Source organism: Micromonospora sp. NPDC048930 (genome assembly GCF_043197935.1).
Lineage (GTDB): Bacteria > Actinomycetota > Actinomycetes > Mycobacteriales > Micromonosporaceae > Micromonospora.
On the sequence record NZ_JBICUB010000001.1, the window covers coordinates 891,357 to 913,966 of the forward strand.

19 protein-coding genes are annotated in these 22,610 nt (G+C 73.1%); 4 read left to right on the forward strand and 15 right to left on the reverse strand.

Annotated elements, in window-relative coordinates:
• The first annotated feature begins 56 nt into the window (after nucleotides 1-56).
• From ACGFI9_RS03855 to ACGFI9_RS03865, 3 genes are all read left to right on the forward strand, one after another.
• On the forward strand, nucleotides 57-614 hold the full coding sequence (locus tag ACGFI9_RS03855; RefSeq protein ID WP_393174561.1) for a GNAT family N-acetyltransferase: 558 nt from the start codon (nucleotides 57-59) through the stop codon (nucleotides 612-614).
• Nucleotides 611-1,387 (forward strand): nucleotidyltransferase domain-containing protein, encoded by a 777-nt coding sequence (locus tag ACGFI9_RS03860; RefSeq protein WP_393174563.1) that lies wholly within the window; start codon nucleotides 611-613, stop codon nucleotides 1,385-1,387. Before ACGFI9_RS03855 ends, ACGFI9_RS03860 begins: the two co-directional genes overlap by 4 nt.
• Before the next feature lie 157 nt (nucleotides 1,388-1,544).
• The gene (locus ACGFI9_RS03865) at nucleotides 1,545-2,426 is read left to right on the forward strand and encodes a redoxin (RefSeq protein ID WP_393174565.1); all 882 of its coding nucleotides are present in this window, start codon (nucleotides 1,545-1,547) and stop codon (nucleotides 2,424-2,426) included.
• Between the two features lie 41 nt (nucleotides 2,427-2,467).
• Here ACGFI9_RS03865 and ACGFI9_RS03870 read toward each other — a convergent pair whose 3' ends face one another.
• The 14 genes from ACGFI9_RS03870 to ACGFI9_RS03935 form a co-directional block, all read right to left on the reverse strand.
• Nucleotides 2,468-3,259 carry a GNAT family N-acetyltransferase gene (locus ACGFI9_RS03870; protein ID WP_393174567.1) on the reverse strand — a complete coding sequence of 264 codons (792 nt, stop codon included), beginning with the start codon at nucleotides 3,257-3,259 and terminating at the stop codon, nucleotides 2,468-2,470.
• 95 nt (nucleotides 3,260-3,354) lie between these two features.
• The gene (locus ACGFI9_RS03875; RefSeq protein ID WP_393174569.1) at nucleotides 3,355-4,209 is read right to left on the reverse strand and encodes an alpha/beta fold hydrolase; all 855 of its coding nucleotides are present in this window, start codon (nucleotides 4,207-4,209) and stop codon (nucleotides 3,355-3,357) included.
• Between the two features lie 118 nt (nucleotides 4,210-4,327).
• Nucleotides 4,328-4,957, reverse strand: a complete 630-nt coding sequence (locus tag ACGFI9_RS03880; RefSeq protein WP_393174571.1) for a lactate utilization protein C — start codon at nucleotides 4,955-4,957, stop codon at nucleotides 4,328-4,330.
• Entirely contained in the window at nucleotides 4,954-6,354 is a 1,401-nt protein-coding gene (locus ACGFI9_RS03885) for a lactate utilization protein B (RefSeq protein WP_393174573.1), read from the reverse strand. The genes ACGFI9_RS03880 and ACGFI9_RS03885 overlap by 4 nt, the downstream gene beginning before the upstream one ends.
• 109 nt (nucleotides 6,355-6,463) lie before the next feature.
• Nucleotides 6,464-7,237 (reverse strand): (Fe-S)-binding protein, encoded by a 774-nt coding sequence (locus tag ACGFI9_RS03890; RefSeq protein ID WP_393174575.1) that lies wholly within the window; start codon nucleotides 7,235-7,237, stop codon nucleotides 6,464-6,466.
• 2 nt (nucleotides 7,238-7,239) lie between these two features.
• On the reverse strand, nucleotides 7,240-8,670 hold the full coding sequence (locus ACGFI9_RS03895; RefSeq protein ID WP_393174577.1) for a rhamnulokinase family protein: 1,431 nt from the start codon (nucleotides 8,668-8,670) through the stop codon (nucleotides 7,240-7,242).
• Entirely contained in the window at nucleotides 8,667-8,873 is a 207-nt protein-coding gene (locus tag ACGFI9_RS03900; protein ID WP_393174579.1) for a helix-turn-helix domain-containing protein, read from the reverse strand. The genes ACGFI9_RS03895 and ACGFI9_RS03900 overlap by 4 nt, the downstream gene beginning before the upstream one ends.
• 28 nt (nucleotides 8,874-8,901) lie before the next feature.
• The gene (locus ACGFI9_RS03905; protein WP_393174581.1) at nucleotides 8,902-10,935 is read right to left on the reverse strand and encodes a bifunctional aldolase/short-chain dehydrogenase; all 2,034 of its coding nucleotides are present in this window, start codon (nucleotides 10,933-10,935) and stop codon (nucleotides 8,902-8,904) included.
• 36 nt (nucleotides 10,936-10,971) lie between these two features.
• Nucleotides 10,972-12,153 (reverse strand): L-rhamnose isomerase, encoded by a 1,182-nt coding sequence (rhaI, locus tag ACGFI9_RS03910; RefSeq protein WP_393174583.1) that lies wholly within the window; start codon nucleotides 12,151-12,153, stop codon nucleotides 10,972-10,974.
• Nucleotides 12,150-12,503 carry an L-rhamnose mutarotase gene (locus tag ACGFI9_RS03915; RefSeq protein WP_393174585.1) on the reverse strand — a complete coding sequence of 118 codons (354 nt, stop codon included), beginning with the start codon at nucleotides 12,501-12,503 and terminating at the stop codon, nucleotides 12,150-12,152. Before ACGFI9_RS03915 ends, rhaI begins: the two co-directional genes overlap by 4 nt.
• A gap of 63 nt (nucleotides 12,504-12,566) precedes the next feature.
• Nucleotides 12,567-13,649 (reverse strand): rhamnose ABC transporter substrate-binding protein, encoded by a 1,083-nt coding sequence (gene rhaS / locus ACGFI9_RS03920; RefSeq protein ID WP_393174587.1) that lies wholly within the window; start codon nucleotides 13,647-13,649, stop codon nucleotides 12,567-12,569.
• 38 nt (nucleotides 13,650-13,687) lie between these two features.
• A complete protein-coding gene (locus ACGFI9_RS03925; protein WP_393174589.1) occupies nucleotides 13,688-14,749 on the reverse strand; it encodes an ABC transporter permease in 1,062 nt (353 codons plus the stop codon).
• Nucleotides 14,739-15,800 carry an ABC transporter permease gene (locus tag ACGFI9_RS03930; protein WP_393174591.1) on the reverse strand — a complete coding sequence of 354 codons (1,062 nt, stop codon included), beginning with the start codon at nucleotides 15,798-15,800 and terminating at the stop codon, nucleotides 14,739-14,741. Before ACGFI9_RS03930 ends, ACGFI9_RS03925 begins: the two co-directional genes overlap by 11 nt.
• Nucleotides 15,797-17,320 carry a sugar ABC transporter ATP-binding protein gene (locus tag ACGFI9_RS03935; protein WP_393174593.1) on the reverse strand — a complete coding sequence of 508 codons (1,524 nt, stop codon included), beginning with the start codon at nucleotides 17,318-17,320 and terminating at the stop codon, nucleotides 15,797-15,799. Before ACGFI9_RS03935 ends, ACGFI9_RS03930 begins: the two co-directional genes overlap by 4 nt.
• Before the next feature lie 325 nt (nucleotides 17,321-17,645).
• Here ACGFI9_RS03935 and ACGFI9_RS03940 point away from each other — a divergent pair, with 325 nt between their 5' ends.
• Nucleotides 17,646-18,677 carry a LacI family DNA-binding transcriptional regulator gene (locus ACGFI9_RS03940; RefSeq protein WP_393174595.1) on the forward strand — a complete coding sequence of 344 codons (1,032 nt, stop codon included), beginning with the start codon at nucleotides 17,646-17,648 and terminating at the stop codon, nucleotides 18,675-18,677.
• Between the two features lie 61 nt (nucleotides 18,678-18,738).
• Here the strand turns inward: ACGFI9_RS03940 and ACGFI9_RS03945 are convergent, their stop codons facing one another.
• A complete protein-coding gene (locus ACGFI9_RS03945; protein WP_393174597.1) occupies nucleotides 18,739-22,587 on the reverse strand; it encodes a family 78 glycoside hydrolase catalytic domain in 3,849 nt (1,282 codons plus the stop codon).
• Nucleotides 22,588-22,610: the final 23 nt, after the last annotated feature.

Below are 22,610 nucleotides of genomic sequence, written 5' to 3' on the forward strand. Positions count from 1 at the left end.
GGCGTCGGGCGTCGGTCGTCCGTGGACGTCGGCACGGGCTGCCCTAGGATCGCCTGATGTTCCGGCCGACGTACCCGATCCGCACCGCGCGGCTGACGTTGCGCCCGGTCACGCTGGACGACCTCGACGACGTGTACGCCTACCAACGCCGGCCCGACGTCGTCCGCTGGATGCTCGGCGCCGGGCCGCGTACCCGGGAGCAGTCGCGGGTCTCGGTGGTGGCCATGGCAGGCGAGGACGCGCTGCGCGCGGAGGGCGACTGCCTGACCTTGGCCGTGACCACCGACGCCGGGGTGATCGGGACCGTGGAGCTGGTCTGGCGCAGCCAGGTCGACCGCACGGCTGAGGTCGGGTACGTCTTCCACCCCGACCACGGCGGTCGCGGGCTGGCCACGGAGGCCGTTTCGGCGCTCCTGGACTGGGGGTTCGACGAGTTCGGGCTGCACCGGATCTACGCGCGGTGTCACGGCCGGAACGACGCGTCCGCCCGCCTGATGGCCCGGCTCGGCATGCGGCAGGAGGCGCACCACGTCGAGAGCTACCTGTTCCGGGGAGAGTGGGCCGACCAGCTCGTCTTCGCCGTCCTGGCCCACGAATGGCGGTCACGTCGATGATCGACGAGCTGACGCTACGGTATCTGGAAGCGGTTGACCGGGCGCTCCCCGGCTACGTACGCGGCCTCTACGTCGTCGGGTCCGCCGCGCTCGGCGCCTGGCAGCCCGGTGCCAGCGACGTCGACACGGTGATCATGACGGCGCGCCCGGCGACCGGCGACGACCTCGCCCAACTCGCGAAGATCCATGCCGAGCTACCTCGATCACCCCACTTCGACGGGGTCTACCTCGAGCCCGCGCTGGCGCGGTCCTGGCCGGCCGACCGGCCGGTCGTGCCGTTCGTGGTCAACGGCGAGTTCACGACCGACAGGCCCTGCGGCGAGCTCACGCCGGTGCTGTGGTTGACCTTGCGGCGGTACGGCATCCGGGTTCGCGGCCCAGCCGTCGAGGCGCTGGGGGTACGGGTCGACCCGGAGCAGCTGCGCCGCTACAACCTGGACAACCTGCGGCACTACTGGCAGGCGGCGGTGGCCAGGTTCCCGTCGGAGCTGGCCGGCGTGGCCCCCGACGCGGTGATGGACGGCGAGATCGTCCCCTGGTTCGTGCTCGGACCCGCGCGGTTGCACTACACGTTGGCCCACGGTGACATCATCTCCAAGGCCGCGGCCGGCGGATACCTGGCGCAGCTGTTGCCCGAGTACGCCGACCTCGCGCAGCGAGCGGTCCGCTGGCGGGCGGGCGCTCGGGAGGCGTTCACGGCGACAGACGTCGTCATCGCGGGCGAGAGCGTGAATGCGGTGGCCGACGACGCGTGGCGTCGCTTCGGGAACTGATCCACGTCGCCGCGGGACCGGCGCAGGTTCGGGACGAACTTGGCGTTCCGGGCGCGCAGGTCGCGGCCGCGGACCTAGGCTGAGGACGAGATCGGCACGGAGCGCGACATCGCGCCACGGGGACTCCTCGCTGGGGCTCTGGCTCGAAGGGATGACCATGGCTGTCCCTCAATTCAGTGTCGAGCGGTGGGTGAACTCGCCGCCGCTGACCCCCGACGCCCTGCACGGCAAGGTGGTGCTGATCGACATCTGGGAGTACACCTGCATCAACTGGATTCGCACGTCGCCCTACGTCAAGGCGTGGCACCGCGACTACACCGACGCGGGCCTGGTCGTCATCGGCGTGCACGCGCCCGAGTTCGAGTTCGGCAAGCGCGCCGAGAACATCGACCGGGCGATCCGCGACCACGGGCTCAGCTACCCGATCGCCCTCGACAACGACTTCACGTTCTGGCGGGCCCTCGGCAACATCGCCTGGCCGGCCAGGTACCTCTTCGACGCCGGGGGCAGGTTCGTCGACCGGTGGATCGGCGAGGGCGACTACGACCGCCTGGAGTCGGAGATCCGGCGGCTGCTCGTCGCTGCGGCGCCCGGAGTCCAACTGCCGCCGGTCACCCCCGAAGCGACCACGTTCGCCACGACCAGCCAACCCTCCCACCTCGGCGTGACGCCCGAGACGTACCTCGGCGCCGACCGGCGGGAGCCGGGCAGCTTCGACCTGACCGGCGACTGGCACAGCAGCGGCGAGTACGTCGAACTCGCCGGCGACAGCGGCGAGATCCACCTTCCCTTCAACGCCGGCGAGGTGAACCTCGTCGTCGATCCCGGGCCCTCCGGCGAGGCCGCGGTCACGGTGCTGCTCGACGGCGCGCCGATCGGTGACGAGCGCGGCGCCGACGTCGGCCCGGACGCGGTGGCGCACCTCGACCGGGCGGCGATGAGTCGACTCGTCGCCGGCGCGTCCCGGGACGATCACCTGCTGACCCTCGTCGCCGGCCGGCCCGGCCTCCGCGCGTTCGCCTTCACCTTCGGCCCGTAGCTCGCCCGCGCCGGTTCATCCGCGCCTGACGCGAAGCGGCGTCACCCAGCCGGCGGTCGCCACGCGGTGCGGTAGTGGTAACCGCACAGCTCGGTGAAGCCCGCCCGCTCGTACAGCCGCACGGCCGGGGTGTTGCCCCGCTCGACCTGGAGATACATGTGGTCGGCCCGGTGGGCGCCCGCCCACCCGGCCAGGGCGGCCAGCACGGCGCGGGCGGCGCCTTTCCCCCGCGCCCCGGGAAGCGTCGCCATGCCGAACACTCCTGCCCAGCCGGTGTCGGCGACCACGCGGCCCACCGCGACGACCTCGTTCCCGATGGTGGCGCGGGCGTAGCCGGCCGGCTGCTCCACACGTTCGAGCATGTCCCACTCGGCACGCGCGTCGCCGCCATGTCCCTGCACGGCGTGCCAGCTGTCGAACCACGCCCGGGACGGGCGGTCGTCCACGTCGACACGCATCGCCCCCGCCGGCAGCCGATCCACGACGTGCGCGGTCGGGGCCACCCGCAACGACACCGGACTCTCCCGGCGGTAGCCGCGCTCTGCCAGCACCGTGTCCAGCTCTCTCGGGCATGCTCCGGGGCTGATCTGGAACCGGGTGACCGCACCGTGAGCGGCGTAGAACCTCTCCGCGCCGCGGATCCGGCGCACCAAATCGCCCGGTCCCGCATCGCGATGCGGCAGCACGGTCCCCGTCCACCAGGCGCACCGGGGGGCGTGGCGCAGCCACCATCCCGCCGCGTGCTCGACGCGTTCGGCGGGCAGGGCCCGGGCGGCTCTCTCCTGCAAGCCCCTGATCATCGCCGCGCTGGTGGCGACGGACGGCGCCGACACGCCCACCCCTTTCCCCGTCCCGGCAGGTGTCGAGACTCTACCGACCCTGCTGCAGCAGCACCGATGCGGGAAACAGGCATCCCGCCGGCGACGGGTCAGCCGGCGGACAGGATCGCCCGGGCGGTACGCGCCGGAGCGTCGATCTGGATGTAGTGGCTCGCGTTCTCGACCAGCTCGAGGTGTGCGTGCGGGAACAGGGCGGCGAACTGCCGGGCCACCCGGGGGTTCAGGTAGCGGTCCCGGGCGCCGAAGACGACCCGGACCGGCCGGTCGAAGCGACGCAGATCCCCCACGCGGCGACGTCGGGCCAGCAGGGTGCCGAGCAGGTCGTCGTTGAGCCGCCAGAACGCGGGCTCGGACGCCGGGAACTGGCGGTGCAGGGTGTCGACGACGGTGGCCCGCCGCCGCCGGTCCTGGATGAACCGGCCGACCTGCCAGCGGTACAGCGCACGATCCGCGGCCGGCCAGCGGTGGGCCACCCTGCGGGCGGCGGCCCGCACGAGCGGCGTGGAGTACAAGGCGATCGCCGGTGGGCGCCGGAGCGCCGGGCTGAAGTGGTAGTAGGTGTTGAGCAGCACCAGGGCCGCGACCCGGTGCGGGTGGGTCAGCGCCCAGTCGATCGCCGGCGGCCCGGACGCGTCGTGCGCGACCAGCACCACCTGGCCCAGGTCGAGGTGATCAAGGACGGCGGCGATGTCCCCGGTCTGGTTGTCCGCCGTGTACGGGTAGCCCGTCGGCTTGTCGGAGGCACCCCAGCCCAGAAAGTCGAACCGGACCACCGAGCGCCCCGCCAGATGGGGCATCAGGTCGTCGTACAGGTGCAGGTTGTCGGGAAACCCGTGCAGGAGCACCACGGGCGGCCCCGAACCGGCGGCCACCTCCACGTGGATCCGGCCGCCGGGACGCGGAACCCAGCGGGTGGACACGTCCGGAGGCGCTGGCGAGCCCATGGTCCTCCTTCGCCGGGAAGCGCGGCGGGTGCACGTGACACCAGTCTCGTCGCCCCGGTGGCGGAGCACCGGTCGATCGGGCAACTTCCCGGCCGGTCATCCGATGGCGTCCGCCGCCTCAGCCGGCAGGTGCCGGGTGCTCACCGGCCCCGGTGATGATCACGTGCAGGTTCCGGGGTCCGTGGACGCCCTCGACCCGGTTGAGTTCGATGTCGCTGGTGGCGGAGGGCCCGCTGATCCAGGTGAGCGGCCGCCGCGGATCGACCCGGTTGAGGGCGTGCGGCACGCCGGCGACGACCTGGTCGGCCCGCAGCACGCAGACGTGCACGTCAGGCAGGAGGCTGATGATCCGGCGGCCCTGGTCCGGGCCGGCGTCGAGCACGATGGTGCCGGTTTCGGCGACGGCCACGGCGGCCGCCGTGACGACCCCGTCGACGGCGGCGATCTGCTCCGCGGTGAGGTTGTCGTCGGTCACCACGGCGACGGTGTCCGGCAGCCAGTTCCGGGGCAGTCCGGGCGGGACCACCACGCGCCGGCCGCCGAGGATGCTGTCGACGACCGGCGCGACCTCGCCGTCGGCGCATCGGTGGACGGTGGCCCGGTAGTCGGTGAGCCGGTGGACCAGCAGGTCGAGGTCGACGGCGGCGGAGCCGGCGGGCCGGTGGTCACGTCGCGCGTCGACCGGTGCCGCCGGGGTGTCGCCGAGGGCGGCGCGGATCCGGCCGAGGACGACTTCGCGTCCGGTCACCGCTCGGCCCACCATTGGCGGAAGGTTTGTGGGGGTGGGGGTGGTAGGTCGCGGCTGGTGGTCCAGGCGTTCAGTGGTGGGGGTAGGGCGCGGCCGGTGATCTTGGTGAGGCGGGTGGCGCGTTGCGCGGCCGCGTACAGCAGCGGGTGGTCCATGGTGTACGCGGCGGCGGCCATGGCGGTGGCTTCGGCGCGGGGGTGGGGGGTGTGGGCGCGCAGGTGGACGAGGAGTTCGGGGATGTTGATTTTCACGGGGCAGGCGTCGTAGCAGGCGCCGCAGAGGGAGGAGGCGTAGGGGAGGGTGGGGTTGTCGGTGGGGCCGGTCAGTTGGGGGGACAGCACGGCGCCGATGGGGCCGGGGTAGACCGAGCCGTAGGCGTGTCCGCCGGTGCGTTCGTAGACGGGGCACACGTTGAGGCAGGCCGAGCAGCGGATGCAGTGCAACGCCTGCCGGCCGGTCTCGTCGGCGAGCACGGCGCTGCGGCCGTTGTCCAGCAGCACCAGGTGCACCTGTTGGGGGCCGTCGCCGGGGGTGACGCCGGTCCACAGGGACGTGTAGGGGTTCATCCGTTCCCCGGTGGAGGCGCGGGGCAGCAGTTGCAGGAACACGCCGAGGTCTTGCCAGGTGGGGATGACTTTCTCGATGCCCATCACGGTGATCAACATGTCGGGGAGGGTCAGGCACATCCGGCCGTTGCCTTCGGACTCCACCACCGCCAGGGTGCCGGTCTGCGCGACGGCGAAGTTCGCCCCGGAGACCGCCACCCGCGTGTTCAGGAACGTCTGGCGCAAATGTTGGCGGGCCGCCGCCGCGAGGGCCGCGGGTTCGTCGGTGAGGTTGGGGTCGACGCCGGGCATCTCGCGTAGGAAGATCTCCCGGATCTCGGCCCGGTTGCGGTGGATCGCCGGTACCAGGATGTGGCTGGGCCGGTCGTGGCCCAGCTGCACGATCAGCTCCGCCAGGTCGGTCTCCACCGGGGTGATCCCGGCGGCTTCGAGGGCTTCGTTGAGGCCGATCTCCTGGGTGGCCATCGACTTGACCTTCATCACCCGATCCGCGCCGGCCGCGGCCACCAGGTCGGTGACGATCCGGTTCGCCTCCACCGCGTCCGCCGCCCAGTGCACGCTGCCGCCGGCCGCGGTGACCGCCGCCTCCAACTGCTCCAGCAACTCCGGCAGCCGGGCCATCGTGTCGGCCTTGATCGCCGCCCCCACGGCCCGCAACTGCTGCCAGTCCGGCACCTCACCGATCACCGCCCCGGACTTGGCGCGGATCGTGCTGGTCGCATGCCGCAAATTCCGCCGCAACTGCGCATCAGCGAGCGACCGACGGGCCGCGACCGGGAACGGCTCCCGCTCCCGCAGATGCCCCACCCCGCGCGGTGCCGTGGTGGGCATACCCAGAAACGTCGCCCGCCGCCCGGCCGACCCACCCGAGCCGGTCACCACCTCACCCCCAGCCGATCACGTCCGCCGCCGGCCGCACCCGCCGGCCCACCCGAGGCGGTCACGACCTCACCCCCAGCCGGTCGCGTTCGCCGGCGGTGTCCGCGGCTTCCGTGCTGGCCAGGATCTCCGCCAGATGCACCGTGCGCACCCCCGTCCGCAACCGCGACAGCCCACCGCCGATGTGCATCAGACACGAGGAGTCTCCCGCCGTGCACACCTCCGCCCGCGTCGCCAACACCTGACGCATCTTGTCGGCCAGCATCGCCGTGGAGGTGTCCGCGTTCTTCACCGCGAACGTCCCCCCGAACCCGCAACACTGCTCCGCCTGCGGCAACTCCACCAGATCCAACCCCCGCACCTGCCGCAACAGCCGCAACGGCTTGTCTCCCACCCGGATCATCCGCAGCGAGTGACACGTCGGGTGGTAGGTGACCCGATGCGGGAAGTACGCCCCCACATCCGTCACCCCGAGCACGTCCACCAACAGCTCCGACAGCTCGTAGGTGCGCCGCCCGACCTCCTCGGCCCGGCCGGCCAGCCGCTCGTCCCCCGCCCGCCGGGCCACCATCGCATGCTGATGCCGCACCGACCCCACACACGACCCCGACGGCGCGACCACCACATCAAACGGCGCGAACACCCGCACATGCCGACGCACCAACCGCAACGCCTCACCCGGATAACCCGAGTTCACATGCATCTGCCCACAACACGACTGCTCAGCCGGAAACACCACCTCATGACCCAGCCGCTCCAACAACCGCACCGTCGCCTTCGCCGCCTCCGGAAACAACGCGTCAGCAAGACACGTCACGAACAGCGCGATCCGCATGCTCAGCCACCCATCCGGGTCTCGGCGGCCCGCCAGACCGCCTCGTCTCCGCGCGGCTCGTACCGCACGATGTGCTGGGTCTCGCGCAGGACCGCCCGCAGGGCGGCCAGGTCACCGCCGATGACCCCGGCGGCGCGGGCCTGCACGAGGACGTTGCCCAGCGCGGTGGCCTCGACCGGCCCGGCGAGCACCGGCAGTCCGCAGACGTCGGCGGTGAGCTGGCACAGCAGCTCGTTGCGGGCGCCGCCGCCGACGACGTGCACGGCGTCGACGTGCCGGCCGGAGAGCTGTTGTGCCTGGCGTACCGCCCGCCGGTGTGCCAGCGCGAGGCTGTCGACGATGCAGCGGACGGTGGCCGCCGGAGTCGCGGGCACCGGCTCGCCCGCCCGCCGGCAGGCATCGGCGATCCGCGCCGGCATGTCACCTGGCGGCAGGAACGCCGGATCGTCCGGGTCCACGACGGAGCGGAACGCCGGTTCTTGGGCCGCCCGCCGCAGCAGCTCGGGCAGATCGGGACTGCCCCAGGCGCGCAGCGACTCCTGCAGCAGCCACAGGCCCATCACGTTGCGCAGGTAGCGGATCGTGCCGTCGACGCCGGACTCGTTGGTGAAGTTGGCCTGCCGGCTCGCCTCGGTGAGCACCGGTGCGTCGAGTTCGACTCCGACCAGCGACCAGGTGCCGCAGGAGATGTAGGCGAAATGCTCTCCGGCCGCCGGCACCCCCACCACGGCCGAGGCGGTGTCGTGCGAGCCCACCGCCACCACCTGCGGCGAGCCGGGCAGACCCAGTTCGGACCGGACCGGGCCGATCCGGGTGCCCGGCTCGCGCAGCGGCGGGAACAGCTCGCTGCGGATGCCCGCGTCGGCCATCAGTCCGGTCGCCCAGGCCCGCCGGCGCAGGTCGTACAGCTGGGTCGTCGAGGCGTTGGTGAGCTCGGCGCCGAGCTGACCGGTGAGCCAGTACGCGATGAGGTCCGGGATCAGCAACAGCCGGTGGGCGATGTCCAACTGCGGTGTGCCGCCCGCGGCGGCGAGCTGGTACAGCGTGTTGAACGGCAACTGCTGCAGACCGGTGGTCGTGTAGAGCCGCTCCTCGCCCAGCTGTTTGGCGACCCGCTCGGCGACCCCGTCGGTGCGGCCGTCCCGGTAGTGCACGGGGTTGCCGAGCAGCGCCCCGGAGGCGTCGAGCAGCCCGTAGTCGACTGCCCAGGAGTCGACGCCGATGCTGGTCACCGGGCCGGCGGCCCGCAGGCCGTCGAGGATGCCCCGGTAGAGGGCGAGGATGTCCCAGTGCAGGGTGCCGCCGACGCGTACCGGTTCGTTGGGGAACCGGTGCACCTCGGTCAGCTCCAGGTGGCCCGGTCCGACGTGCCCGCGCATGACCCGGCCGCTGGAGGCGCCCAGGTCCACGGCGGCGAGGTGAACTGCGCTCACAGCATCCCCCGCCGGGCCGCCCACACCACCGCCTGGATCGGGGCGGTCACGCCGAGCCGGTCGCAGATGGCCCGGATCCGCCGGCGTACGGTCCGTTCGGACATGCCCGACCGGCGCGCCACCGTCTCCAGCGGCGCCCCCGTCGCCAGCAGCCGCAACAGCCGCAGGTCCTCCTCGTCGAGCACCGGACTCTCCACGCGCATCTTGGTCCTCATCCCGCACCGGGCCGGGTCAGCGGAGGAAGGCCGCGGCGACGCCGGCGTCCACCGGTACGTGCAGGCCCGTCGTGTGGGACAGTTCCCCGCCGGTGAGCGCGAAGACGGCGTTGGCCACGTGCTCGGGCAGCACCTCCCGCTTGAGCAGGGTGCGCTGGGCGTAGAACTCGCCCAGCTTCTCCTCCGGCACGCCGTAGACGGCGGCGCGCTGGGCGCCCCAGCCGCCGGCGAAGATGCCGGAGCCGCGCACCACCCCGTCGGGATTGACGCCGTTGACCCGGATGCCGTGGCCGCCGAGTTCGGCGGCCAGCAGCCGGACCTGGTGCGCCTGGTCGGCCTTGGCCGCGCCGTACGCCACGTTGTTCGGGCCGGCGAACAGGGAGTTCTTGCTGGAGATGTAGACGATGTCGCCGCCCATCCCCTGGTCGATGAGGACCCGGGCGGTCTCGCGCGAGACCAGGAAGGAGCCCTTGGCCATCACGTCGTGCTGCACGTCCCAGTCCGCCTCGGTGGTGTCCAGCAGCGACTTGGACAGCGACAGCCCGGCGTTGTTGACCACCAGGTCCAGGCCGCCGTACGCGAGGACGGCCGCGCGCACCGCGGCGGCCACCGCCGCGGCGTCGGTCACGTCCAGCGGTACGGCCACCGCGACGTCCGGGCCGCCCAGCTCCCCGGCGACCCGTTCGGCGGCGGCGGTGTCCCGGTCGGTGACGACGACGCAGGCGCCCTCGGCCGCGAGCCGGTGGGCGATGGCCCGGCCGATGCCCGACCCGGCGCCGGTGACCAGGGCGATCCGGGTCGCGAGGGGCTTCGGCCTGGGCATCCGGGCCAGCTTGGCCTCTTCGAGCGCCCAGTACTCGATGCGGAACTTCTCGGCCTCGTCGATCGGCGCGTACCGCGACACGGACTCGGCGCCGCGCATGACGTTGATGGCGTTGACGTAGAACTCGCCGGCGACCCGGGCGGTCTGCTTGTTGGCCCCGAAGCTGAACATGCCGACACCCGGTACGAGGACGACGGCCGGATCGGCGCCGCGCATCGCCGGGCTGTCCGGGGTGGCGTGCCGCTCGTAGTAGGCGCGGTAGTCGTCCCGGTAGGCGGCGTGCAGTTCCTTGAGGCGGGTGACGGTCTCGTCGAGCGGTGCGGTCGGCGGCAGGTCGAGCACCATCGGGCGGACCTTGGTCCGCAGGAAGTGGTCCGGGCAGGAGGTGCCGAGCGCGGCGAGCGCGGGGTGCCGTTCGCGGGCGACGAAGTCCAGCACCACGTCGCTGTCGGTGAAGTGTCCGACCTGCGGCCGGTCGGTGGACGCCAGGCCCCGGATCACCGGCGCCAGCGCCGCGGCCCGGGCGCGCCGCTGGTCGGGCGGCAGCGGCTCGTAGCCGGGGATCACCGGGCCGAACGGCTCGGGCCGGCCCCGCTCCTCGAGGTACGCCTGCGCGGTGCGGATGATCTCCAGCGAGTTGCGCTCGCACTCCTCGCTGGTGGCGCCCCAGGCGGTGATGCCGTGCCCGCCGAGGATGACGCCGATCGCCTGCGGGTTGGCCTGCGCGACGGCGGCGATGTCGAGGCCGAGCTGGAAGCCGGGTCGCCGCCACGGGACCCACAGCACCCGGTCGCCGAAGATCTCCTTGGTCAGCTCCGGCCCGTCGGCGGCGGTGGCGATCGCGATGCCGGCGTCGGGGTGCAGGTGGTCGACATGGGCGGCGTCGACCAGACCGTGCATGGCGGTGTCGATCGACGGCGCCGCCCCGCCCCGCCCGTGCAGGCAGTAGTCGAACGCGGCGACCATCTCGTCCTCCCGCTCGACACCCGGGTAGACGTCGGCGAGGGCGCGCAGCCGGTCGAGCCGGAGCACGGCGAGACCGGCCTCGGTGAGCGTGCCGAGGTCGCCCCCGGAGCCCTTGACCCACAGCAGCTCGACGGGGCCGCCGGTCACCGGGTCGGTGGCCTCGCCCTTGGCGGAGGTGTTGCCGCCGGCGTAGTTGGTCGTGGTCGGGTCGGCGCCGAGCCGGTTGCTGCGCGCGATGAGCGCCTGAACCTCGGGATGCATCGTCCTCACGTCTCCTGTGTGCGTTCTCGGTGGCGGTCAGGCGCCCCAGCCGGCCTGCTGGCCGCCGACGCGTTCGGCACGGATGCGCTCGAAGTAGCCGGAGCGGGCGTAGGCGGCCATCGGGTCCGGGTCCAGGCCCAGGTCGGCGCGGAGCTCGGCGAGCAGCGGCCGCACGTCGGTGTGGTACGCGTCCATCAGCACCGCGTTCGCGCCGAGCACGTCACCGGCCCGCTGTGCGGCGGCGAGCGCCGCGGCGTCGACGAGCAGCGCCTTGGCGGTGGCCTCCTGCACGTTCAGCACCGAACGGATGATCGCCGGGATCTTCGGCTCGATGTTGTGGCACTGGTCGAGCATGAACGCGATGCCGGCCTCGGGACCCAGGGCGTCCCCGCGGACGATCTCGTGCATGATGCGGAACAGCTGGAACGGGTCCGCGGCGCCGACCATCAGGTCGTCGTCGGCGTAGAAGCGGGAGTTGAAGTCGAACGCGCCCAGCTTCCCGACCCGCAGCAGGAACGCCACGATGAACTCGATGTTGGTGCCGGGCGCGTGGTGCCCGGTGTCGATGACGACCTGCGCCTTCGGACCCAGCTCCAGGCAGTGCGCGTACGCGGTGCCCCAGTCGGGCACGTCGGTGGTGTAGAAGGCGGGCTCGAACAGCTTGTACTCCAGCAGCAGCCGCTGGTCGTCGCCGAGCCGGTCGTACGTCTCGCGCAGCGCGGTGGCGAGCCGGTCCTGGCGCGCCCGGATGTCGTCCTGCCCCGGGTAGTTCGTGCCGTCGGAGAACCAGAGCTTGAGGTCGCGGGAGCCGGTGCGGTCCATGATGTCCACGCACTCGAGCAGGTGGTCGATCGCCTTGCGGCGGACCCCCGGGTCCGGGTTGGTGACGCTGCCGAGCTTGTAGTCGTTGTCCTGGAACACGTTGGCGTTGATGGCGCCCAGCGCCACCCCCTGGTCGGCGGCGTACCGGGCCAGGTCGGCGTAGTCGTCGACCCGGTCCCACGGGATGTGCAGGGCCACCGTCGGCGCCACCCCGGTGAGCCGGTGCACCACCGCGGCGTCGGCGATCTTCTCGTACGGGTCGCGCGGCACGCCCTCCTGCGCGAAGACCTTGAACCGGGTGCCGGAGTTCGCGTACGCCCAGGACGGGGTCTCGATGCGCTGGGTGCGAAGGGCCTGCTTGACCCGGTCGCGGGTCGGCGCGTCGGTCTGGGTCATCGTGGTTCTCCCGTCTGGGCGGCGAGCTGCGCCTCGAGGTTGAAGACCTCGTCCAACGGCCGCATGGCGCGGTCCGCCGTGCCCTGGTCGAGGTCGAGGAAGAAGGACGCCATCTCCGCCTGCCAGCGGGTGTTGACGTCGCGGGTCTGCATGGCGGCCCGGGCCGCCGCGAAGTCGTCGGTCACCAGGAACCCCACGAGCAGGCCGTCCTCGCGGAGGAAGAGCGAGTAGTCCCGCCAGCCGCACTCGGCGAGGGCGGTGAGCATCTCCGGCCAGACCCGCTCGTGGCGGGCGCGGTACTCGTCCAGGCGGGCCGGGTCGACCTGCAGGGTGAAACAGATGCGGGGCATGGTTCTCCCGTCGGCGCCCCGGCCGGTGCCCGCGACGGGCGCCGGCACCGGCCGGGCGGCGCGTCAGAACTTGAACTGGTCGATGTTGCTCTTGTCGAAGACGGTCGGCGGGCCGAGGACCACGACGCCGTCCTTGCCGACGGTGAACTCGCCGAGCTTGCCGGCGGTGAACTTGTCGCCCTCGGCGCCGGTGATCTGGCCGGAGGCGAGCGCCGCGCCGGCGTACGCGGCGAGGTAGCCGAGGTCGGCCGGGTTCCACAGGGCGAACGCGTCGACGGTGCCGTCCTTGACGAACTCGCGCATCTGGTTCGGGGTGCCCAGGCCGGTCAGCTTGACCTTGCCCTTGTACTGGGAGCCGCTGAGGTAGCGGGCGGCCGCCGCGACACCGACGGTGGTCGGCGAGATGATGCCCTTGAGGTTCGGGTACGACTGCAGCAGACCCTGGGTCTCCTGGAACGACTTCTGGTCGTCGTCGTTGCCGTACGCCACCGTGACCAGCTTGAGCTTGCTGTACTCGGGCTTCTTCAGCTCCTCCTTCATCAGCGCGATCCAGGCGTTCTGGTTGGTCGCGTTGGCGGTGGCGGACAGGATGGCGATCTCGCCCTCGCCACCGATCTGCTGGGAGATGAGCTTGACCTGGTTCTCGGCGATGCCCTCGGCGGTGACCTGGTTGACGAAGATCTGCCGGCACTCCGGCTTGGTGTCGGAGTCGAACGTGACGATCTTGGCGCCCGCCGCCTTCGCCTGGTTCAGCGCACCGCAGATCGCGTTGGGGTCGTTGGCCGAGGTTACGATGACGTCCATGCCCTGCTGGGACAGGGTGTTGATGTAGCTGACCTGGGACGAGGCGCTGGCCTCGGACGGGCCGACCTCCTTGAACTCGCCCTTGATCTCGGTGACCGCCTCCTTGCCACCGTTGTCGCTGGTGGTGAAGTAGGGGTTGTTCACCTGCTTCGGCAGGAAGGCGATCTTGAGCCCTTCCTTGAGCTTGGCGTCCGGGTTGGCGGCGCCGCTGGCCTGCGCGCCGCCGCCGGTGTCGTTGCCGGAGTTCTCGCGGGTGGTGCCGCCGCAGGCGGCGGAGCTGAGCAGCAGCGCGGCGAGGGTGAGGGCGGTGGCCCCGGCGCGGAGCCGTCTGTACGTGGACATCGATATCCTCTCGAGGGTGGTGGGGGAAGCGGGACCGATCACGACGCGCTGAGCTGCGCGCGTCGCCGTCGGCGGTGCAGCCGCGCGCGGACGTCCGCGACGGCGTTGGGCAGTACCACGGAGACGATCAGCAGGGTTCCGGTGACGATGGTCAGCGCGTTGGCGTCGACGTCGGCGAGTTGCAGCGCGTTGCGCAGGACCCCGAGGAGCAGGACGCCCGCCACCACGCCGAGCAGCCCGCCGCGCCCGCCGAAGATGGACACGCCGCCCAGCAGCACGGCGGTCACCACGGTCAATTCCAGGCCGGTGGCGTTGTCTCCCCGGGCGCTGGCGTAGCGCAGGGTCCAGAAGATCCCGACCAGCCCGCCGACGGCCCCGGAGACCACGAAGAGCCAGAACTTGGTCCGGGCCACCGACACGCCGGCGAAGGTGGCGGCCTCGTCGTTGTTGCCCATGGCGTACAGCGCCCGCCCGACCGGCGTGGCGTGCAGCACGACGCCGAACACCAGCGCCAGCAGCAGCACCGGGACGACCGCGGCGGGGATCGACGTGCCGGGAATGGTCTGTACGGCGGCGGCGGTCCAGCTGGCCGGGAAGTCGGCCACCGCCTGGTCGCCGAGCACGACGAACGACAGGCCCCGGTAGAGGGCGAGGGTGCCGATGGTGACGGCCAGCGACGGCAGGCCGAACCCGGTGATGAACACCCCGTTGACCGCGCCGAGCACGGCGCCGATCAGCACCACGAGGACGCAGATCAGCTCCAGGGACAGCCCGCTGGACAGCCACATCTGCCCCATCAGGGTGCTGCTCAGGCCGACCGTGCTGGCCACCGACAGGTCGATCTCGCCGGTGATGACGATCAGCGTCATGGGCAGCGCGAGCAGGGCCAGCGGCACCAGGTCGAGCAGCAGGAACTGGACGTTGCGGCCGGTGGCGAAGTTCTCCACCGACAGGCCGGCCAGCAGCACGGCGACCACCAGGGCGGCCACGATCGCCGTGTCCCAGGTGCCGAGCGCGCCACGCAGCCCGGCCAGGCGGCCCGCCTCCCGCTCGGTGTCCGCGCCGGACGGCGGCGCGGCGTACAGGCTGTCATGCGCCATGAACGCTTCTCCCTCGGAGCCGGGCCGCCATCCGGAGGGCCAGGAGCCGGTCCAGGCCGATGGCGGCGAGGATGAGCGCGCCGACCACGGCCTGCTGCCAGAACGGGTCGATGCGCAGGACGGCCAGCGAGCTGCCGATCGTGGTGAGCAGGACGGCGCCGAGCGCCGCGCCGTACGCGCTGCCGCTGCCGCCGAAGATGGCCACCCCGCCGACCACTGCGGCGGCGACGACCTGGAGTTCCAGGCCGGAGCCGGCGGCCGCGTCGAGGGTGCCGAACCGGGCGGCGTAGAGCACGCCGGCGAGGCCGGCGAGCGCGCCGTTCGCGACGAAGACGGCGAACACCCGGCGGCCGACCGGGATGCCGGAGAGCCGGGCCGCGGCCGGCTCGGAGCCGATGGCGTACAGCTCGCGACCGCTGCGGTAGGAGTGCAGGTAGAAACCGACCGCGGCGACCACGACGAGCGCGACCAGGAAGAGCACCGGTACGCCGAGCACCGTCTGGTTGCCCAGGCGCAGGAACGACCGGGGCATGTCGGCGGCGTTGATCTGCCGCCCGGCGGCCCAGTAGTAGTCGACGCCGCGGAAGGCGTAGAGGGTGCCGAGCGTGATGACCAGCGCCGGCACCTTGGCGACCGCGATCAGGCCGCCGTTGACCGCGCCGCACACCGCACCCAGCGCGACGCCGAGCAGGAGGGCGACCGGCCAAGGAGTGCCGGGCGCGGCGAGGAAGAGCTCGCCGGTGGCGAAGGCGACCAGCCCGAGGATCGACCCGACGGACAGGTCGACGTTGCGGGTGACGATGACCAGGGTCTGGCCGACCGCGAGGATCACCAGGATCGCGCAGCCCAGCAGCAGGTCCTTGATGCTCTGCGCGCTGAGGAAGCGGTCGTTGCGCAGCGTGGTGACCAGGATCAGCGCGCCGAGCGCGAGCAGCAGGCTCAACTCGCGTACGGCGAGCAGCCGCTCGGTGAGGCCGCGGCGCGGCCGGCCGGCGCCCAGGGGCCGTTTGTCGGCCACCCGTTCGGGCGTTCCGGTGTCAGTGAGGCTCATGCGGTCGCTCCTTGGCCGGTCGCGGCGAACATCACGGAGGTCTCGTCGGCCTCGGCCCGGGGCAGTTCGCGGACCACCCGTCCCTCGTGCATGACCAGCACGCGGTCGGCCATGCCGAGCACCTCGGGCAGCTCGCTGCTGATCATCAGGATGGCCAGCCCCTCGCCGGCCAGTTCGGACAGCAGTCGGTGGACCTCGGCCTTGGTGCCGACGTCGATGCCGCGGGTGGGTTCGTCGATGATCAGGATCCGGGGTTCGGTGGCCAGCCACTTGGCGAGGACGACCTTCTGCTGGTTGCCGCCGGAGAGGGTGGCCACCGGGGCGCCGAGCCGGGCGGCCTTGACCTGCAGGCGGCGGGTCCAGCGGCGGGCCTCGGCCCGTTCGGCGCCGCCGAGGAGCAGGCCGAGGCGGCTCAGCGCCCGGCGACGGGCGAGGGTGGCGTTGCGCTCCACCGACAGCTCCATGACCAGGCCCTGCTGGCGACGGTCCTCGGGCACGAGGGCCATGCCGGCGGCGATCGCCTTGCGCGGGTTGCCCGGCGGCAGGGGCCGACCGGCGACGCGAACCTCGCCGGCGTCGTAGCGGTCGACGCCGAAGACGGCCCGGGCCACCTCGCTGCGTCCGGCGCCGACCAGCCCGGCCAGGGCGACGATCTCGCCGCCCCGGACGGAGAAGGACACGTCGGAGAAGACGCCGGCGCGGCTGAGCCCGCGCACCTCCAGCAGGGTGTCGCGCAGCGGGGCGTCCTGTTTCGGGTAGAGCGAGGACACCTCGCGGCCGACCATGCGCCGCACCACCTCGTCGACGGTGAGGTCGGCGGTCCGATCGCTGGAGACCCAGGCCCCGTCGCGCAGCACGGTGATCCGCTGGCACAGGTCGAAGACCTCGTCGAAGCGGTGCGAGATGAACAGCACGGCCGCGCCGCGCTCGCACAGCGACCGGGCGACGCCGAAGAGCCGTTCCACCTCGACGCCGGAGAGCGCGGCGGTCGGTTCGTCCATGACCAGGATCCGGGCGTCGAAGGAGAGCGCCTTGGCGATCTCGACGAGCTGCTGGTCGGCGATGGACAGTCCGCGCGCGGGGCGGGCGGGGTCGATCCGCACGCCGAGGCGCTCGAACAGCCGCTCGGCGTCGCGGTTCATCGCGCGGGTGTCGATGCGGCGCAGGCCGCGCAGGGGTTGCCGCCCCATGAAGATGTTCTCCGCGACCGACAGGTCCGGGAACAGGGTCGGTTCCTGGTAGATGACGGCGATGCCGGCGGCGCGGGCGTCGGCGGGGCCGCGCAGCTCCAGCGGGCGGCCATCGAGGGTCATCCGGCCGGAGTCCGGGGCGTGCGCGCCGGCCAGGGTCTTCACCAGGGTGGACTTGCCGGCCCCGTTCTCCCCGACGAGGGCGTGGGCTTCTCCGGGGTGCAGCGCCAGGTGCACCCCGCGCAGCGCGGCGACGGCCCCGAAGGACTTCGTCACGCCGTCCAGTTCCAGCAGCGGAGCGCCGTCCGCGCCCGGTGCGCCGGGGCTCATCCGATCCCCTCCTGAATCGTTTCATCGGTTGTGCATGGACGGTAGGGGCAGCCATTCGCGAGCGTCAAGAGTTTCCCGCCGATTTCTTGCCTGTTGCCGGAGCGGACCCCCCGGCCGGCTGCGGAACTCCGCTACCGCCTCCCGATCAGGGCGCGCCGGACACCCGGGCCCGGCTGGATGAAACGTTTTAGGCGCTATACACTGCCCGTCATCAGCCGGCCGGAACTGTCCGACCGGCGACCCGTACGGCCACGGCCGCGCGGCGGCCGCGCCCGCCCCCGAGAGCGGGCCGCAACCATCCACCGCACCAGACGTCGAGGGAGCCATGGCAGCGGCGAACATCAAGGAGGTGGCCCGGCACGCCGGCGTATCCCTCGGCACGGTGAGCAACGTGCTCAACCGCCCCGACACGGTCTCCCCCGCCACCCGGCAGCGGGTGCTCGACGCCATCACCGAACTCGGCTACGTCCGCAACGACTCCGCCCGCCAGCTGCGGGCCGGGCACAGCCGCACCGTCGCCATCGTCGTGCTCGACGTGGCCAACCCGTTCTTCACCGACGTGGTGCGCGGCGCCGAACAGGTGGTCGAGGAGGCCGGGGCCATGCTCGTCGTCTGCAACAGCGGCGAGGACAGCGCCCGGGAACGCCGGCACCTGGAACTGCTGGAGGAACAGCGGGTCCGGGGCGTGCTCATCACCCCGGTCGGCCACGGCCCCCAACCGAACCTGGACAAGCTCATCGACCGCGGCATCCCGGTGGTGCTCGTCGACCGGGGCTCGGGCCGGGCCAGCCGCTGCTCGGTGGCCGTGGACGACGTGCTCGGCGGCCGGCTGGCCATGGACCACCTGCTGGACCAGGGCCACCGGCGCATCGCGTACCTCGGCGGCCCGTTCTCCATCGCCCAGGTCGCCGAACGGCACGCCGGGGCCGCGGCCGCGCTCGACGAACGCGGCGGCGCCGACCTGCGGGTGGCCACCACCACCAGCCTGACCGTCGCCGCCGGGCGGCGCGCCGCCGAGGAGCTGCTGGCCCTGCCCGCCCGACAGCGGCCGACGGCCGTCTTCTGCGCCAACGACCTGATCGCGCTCGGGGTGCTGCAGGAGGTGACCGCGCGGGGCCTGCGGGTGCCCGCCGACGTGGCCATCGTCGGCTACGACGACATCGAGTTCGCCGGCGCGGCGGCGGTGCCGCTGTCGTCGGTGCGCCAACCCCGCGAGCAGCTCGGCCGGACCGCGGCTCAACTGCTGCTGGAGGAGGCCTCCTCGGCCGGCGAGAAGCACCGGCACCGGCACGTGGTGTTCCAGCCGGAGCTGGTCGTCCGCCGCTCCAGCGAGCAGCCCCGGCGGCCCCGGCGCTGACCACGGCGCACGCGACGACGCCGGCCCCGCGGTTCCCGCGCGGCCGGCGTCGTCGGCGTGCTCAGGCGGCGGAACTGCTGACGAACCGCCAGGTGCCCGAGCCGACCGTGTGCACCAGGTAGCCGTCCGCCATCCGCCGGGCGGTCACCAGCCCGCCGGGCGACGCCTCGACGTCCTCGGCGCGCGCCGCGGGCACGTGCACCTCGGCGGTGGCGCCCACCGGCACCCGCACGGTCAGTTCGAACGTGCCGTCCGCCAGCCGCCAGGCCGACGACGCCCGGCCACGGACCGTGTCCACCGCCGCCGACGCGGCCGACACCTCGGCGCGGGCGTCCGGGCGCACCACGATGCGGCCCCCGCCGTCGGCGACCGCGCGCAGGCCGGCCACGTGCTCGTAGAGCCACTGCACCACGGTGCCGTGGAAGTAGTGCTGGCGCGAGCGCGTCGACGTCGGCCACATCTCCCACATCGTGTCGGCGTCGTTCTCCGCCCAGTAGCCCCAGCTCGGGTAGGTCCGCTGCAGCGCCACCCGGGCCGCCACGTCGGCGTGGCCGTGCGCGGTCAGCACCGGCAGCAGGACGCTGGTGCCGAGGCAGCCGGTGTTGAGGTGCCAGCCCCGGTCGCGGATGTCGGCCACCAGGTTGTCCACCACCGCGCCGACCAGGTCGTCGGGCACCAGCCCGAACGCCAGCGGCACGGCGTTGGACGTCTGCCGGTAGCCGGGGTCGCGGGAGGTGCGGTACAGGCCGCGCGCCCGGTCCAGGAAGGTCTCGTTGAGCCGGTTCCGCAGCCCGTCGGCCGCGGTCCGGAACCGGGCGGCCTGCGCCTCCTGGCCGGTCAGCTCGCCGACCTCGGCGGTCGCCACCAGCGCCCGGTGCAGGTACGCGGTGGCGGTGAGCCGGGTGTCCTCGGGCGGGTTGCCGCCGGTGCCCGGCGACAGGTAGTCCCCGAGCGCGGTCACGGCCAGCCCGTCGCGCAGCCGGCCCAGCTCCCACTCCAGGTAGTCGACCACCGGCTGCCAGTGCTGCCGCAGCAGCCGGTCGTCGCCGTACCAGCGGTGCATCTCGCGCAGCAGGAACGGGTAGACGGTCGTCCACTCCGGCGCCGGGGCCAGCTCCTGGTAGCCCCAGCCGCCGCTGGGCACGATCACCGGCACCTGCCCCGAGGTGACCTGGCTGTCGCGCAGGTCGCCGAGCCACTTGGTGAAGAACCGGGACAGGTCGAGCAGGCCCGCCATGGTGGGCGCGGCCACCTGCGCGTCACCGGTCCAGCCGTTCTTCTCGTACATCGGGGTGTCGGTGGGGATGCCGTGCAGGTTGTTGCGCACCGTACGGCGCATCATCCGCTCGAACTGCTCGAACAGCGGTTCGCTGCACCGGAATTCGCCGACGTCCCGGACGTCGGAGTGCACCACCCGCATGGTGACGGTGTCCGTGGTCGGCGCGGCGGGCAGGCCGTCGAGCTGGACGTACCGGAAGCCCTTGTAGGAGAAGCGCGGCTCCCACACCTCCTCGCCGCCGCCCCGGGCGACGTACTCGTCCTGCTGGAACCGGGCGCTCTGCACGTTGCCGTTGGCCGCCTCGACGGTGCCGTCGGCGCGCAGCTTCTCCCCGTACAGGATGCGGATGGTGGTGCCGGCTGGGGCGGTGACCCGCAGGCGCACCCAGCCGGCGGTGGTCCGGCCGAAGTCGGCGACCCACACCCCACCGCGCGGCGAGGTGAGCTTGACCGGGGCGACGGATTCCACCACCCTGATCGGCTCGTGCTCCTGCGCGCGCAGCGTGCCGGCCGGGGCGTCCAGCACGCTCGCCCGGGCCCAGTCGGAGTCGTCGAACCCGGCCGTCGACCAGCCCGCCTGCTCCTGCCGGGCGTCGTAGGTCTCCCCCGCGTACAGCGAGTTGGACAGGGTGGGGCCGGCGGTGATCCGCCAGGCGTCGTCGCTGACGATCTCGGTGTGCGACCCGTCGGGGTGGTCGACGACGAGGCGGGCGAGCAGGCGGGGCTCGCCGTGCCAGGGCGGCTGGTGCCAGCGCCACACGTTGCGGGTGGTCATGCCGTAGAAGCCGCGCCCCAGCTCGGCGCCGAGCACGTTCCGCCCCTCGGCGAGCAGGTCGGTGACGTCGTGCGTCACGTACAGGACGGTGTCGTCGTAGTCGGTGAAGCCCGGGTCCAGCACCGCGGTGCCGACCCGCTGCCCGTTGAGGTGCAGCACCTGGTAGGCGAGGCCGCTGGCGTACAGCCGGGCGCGGGCCACCGGCTTGGTCAGCTGGAACGCGCGGCGCAGCAGCGGCGCGGGCCGCTCCTCCACCGGCGGTTCGATGCCGCTGCCCCACGGTCCCTGCCCGTACGGGGCGAGCACCACCACCGGCGACCAGGCCGCGTCGTCGTGACCCGGCTGCTCCCAGCCGGCCTCGACGGCGCCGGTGGTCCGCCAGCCGGCGTCGGTGACCAGCACCAGCTCGCGACTGTCGGTGGTGCGCACGACGAGCTTCGCGATGAGGCCGCCCGGGTTGACCGACGCGCCGGGCCGGTTGGTGGCGACCGCGGCCAGCACCAGTTCCCCGCCGACGGCCCGGCGGGCCGGTTCGGTGACGTCCGCGACCCGGGCGGTGCGCCAGCCGTCGGTCTGCTGGGGGGCCGACAGGGTGAGCTGCCCGGCGAGGTACGCGGTGAAGTCGTCGTCGGCGCTCATGATCAGCCGGGCGGAGGCGATGTCGAGCCCCGCGGGCAGGGCCAGCCGGCCCCGGAACCAGCGCGGGCCGACGGGCGCGTTGTTCACCGTGGCGCCCGGTCCCCACACCCAGGACGCGCCGGCCAGGTCCAGGGCCCGCGGCTGGGGCACGGTGACGTTGCCGCCCCACGGTCCCTGACCGTACGGGGCCAGCACGGCCACGCCCGCCCAGCCGGTGTCGTCGTACCCGGCCTCCTGCCAGCCGGAGTGCTCGGTGTCGGTGCTGCGCCAGGTGCCGTCGGTGACCACCAGGAGCCGCTCGCCGGCGGTGGTCGTCACCACCAGCTTGCCCAGCAGGCCGGCCGGGTTGACCGACGGTCCGGGCCGGTTGGTGGCCACCGCGGCCAGGGTGAGCGTGCCGCCGGCGGCGGCCCGGGCCAGTTCGGTGACGTCGGCGAGCTCGGCGCTCTTCCAGCCGTCGGTCTGCTGCGGGGCGTGCAGCACCTGCCGTCCGTCGAGGTAGGCGGTGTAGTCGTCGTCGGCGGTGACGACGAGGTACGCGGCCGCGATCTCGACGCCGGCGGGGATCGCGAGCCGGCCCCGGAACCAGCGGGTGCCGGCCGGCGCGTTGCCGGCGGTGGCACCCGGGGACCAGATCCACGAGGCGCCGGCGAAGTCCAGCGGGGCCTGCTCGAGGTCCGGCTGCGCCCCGACCCAGCGGGCCGCGCCGAAGCCCTCGTCGAGCAGGCCGGTCTCGAACCAGGTCGGGGCGCTCCACTCGCCCTCCCGACCGGCGCCGTCCCACAGCCGTACCGTCCAGTGGTAGCGGGTGCGCGGGGCCAGGCGCGGTCCGGCGTACGGCACGCCGACCGAGCGTGCCGAGGCCACCCGGCCGGAGTCCCAGACGTCGGCCGCGCCCGGGGTGAGCCGCTCCGGGCTGCTGGCCACCAGCACCTGGTACGCGCTCTGCGTCGCGCCGTGGCCGAGGGCGGTGCCGGTCCAGGAGAAGCGGGGCTCGGTCACGTCGGTGCCGAGAAGCTGGTCGGCGTACTCCGTGCGGGGGTGGCCGACCGCGAGCGGGCCCGCGCCGGTGCCGGGGTCCGGGGCGGCCGCCGCGGCCGGCGCGGCGGTGGTCGCGCCGAGCGCCACGGCGCCCGCGCCGGCGACGCCCCAGCCGAGCAGGGACCGGCGGCTGAGTTCCGCCCCCGCTGGCGGGACCGGTGGTGGTGTCTGCGCCATGGACGTTTCTCCTCGAGGCGATG

Coding starts and splice junctions, on each gene's coding strand:
- ACGFI9_RS03855 (WP_393174561.1), top strand. CDS start 57: ATGTTCCGGCCGACGTACCCGATCCGCACCGCGCGGCTGACGTTGCGC.
- ACGFI9_RS03860 (WP_393174563.1), top strand. CDS start 611: ATGATCGACGAGCTGACGCTACGGTATCTGGAAGCGGTTGACCGGGCG.
- ACGFI9_RS03865 (WP_393174565.1), top strand. CDS start 1,545: ATGGCTGTCCCTCAATTCAGTGTCGAGCGGTGGGTGAACTCGCCGCCG.
- ACGFI9_RS03875 (WP_393174569.1), bottom strand. CDS start 4,209: ATGGGCTCGCCAGCGCCTCCGGACGTGTCCACCCGCTGGGTTCCGCGT.
- ACGFI9_RS03885 (WP_393174573.1), bottom strand. CDS start 6,354: ATGCCCACCACGGCACCGCGCGGGGTGGGGCATCTGCGGGAGCGGGAG.
- ACGFI9_RS03890 (WP_393174575.1), bottom strand. CDS start 7,237: ATGCGGATCGCGCTGTTCGTGACGTGTCTTGCTGACGCGTTGTTTCCG.
- ACGFI9_RS03900 (WP_393174579.1), bottom strand. CDS start 8,873: ATGCGCGTGGAGAGTCCGGTGCTCGACGAGGAGGACCTGCGGCTGTTG.
- ACGFI9_RS03905 (WP_393174581.1), bottom strand. CDS start 10,935: ATGCATCCCGAGGTTCAGGCGCTCATCGCGCGCAGCAACCGGCTCGGC.
- rhaI (WP_393174583.1), bottom strand. CDS start 12,153: ATGACCCAGACCGACGCGCCGACCCGCGACCGGGTCAAGCAGGCCCTT.
- ACGFI9_RS03915 (WP_393174585.1), bottom strand. CDS start 12,503: ATGCCCCGCATCTGTTTCACCCTGCAGGTCGACCCGGCCCGCCTGGAC.
- rhaS (WP_393174587.1), bottom strand. CDS start 13,649: ATGTCCACGTACAGACGGCTCCGCGCCGGGGCCACCGCCCTCACCCTC.
- ACGFI9_RS03925 (WP_393174589.1), bottom strand. CDS start 14,749: ATGGCGCATGACAGCCTGTACGCCGCGCCGCCGTCCGGCGCGGACACC.
- ACGFI9_RS03930 (WP_393174591.1), bottom strand. CDS start 15,800: ATGAGCCTCACTGACACCGGAACGCCCGAACGGGTGGCCGACAAACGG.
- ACGFI9_RS03935 (WP_393174593.1), bottom strand. CDS start 17,320: ATGAGCCCCGGCGCACCGGGCGCGGACGGCGCTCCGCTGCTGGAACTG.
- ACGFI9_RS03940 (WP_393174595.1), top strand. CDS start 17,646: ATGGCAGCGGCGAACATCAAGGAGGTGGCCCGGCACGCCGGCGTATCC.
- ACGFI9_RS03945 (WP_393174597.1), bottom strand. CDS start 22,587: ATGGCGCAGACACCACCACCGGTCCCGCCAGCGGGGGCGGAACTCAGC.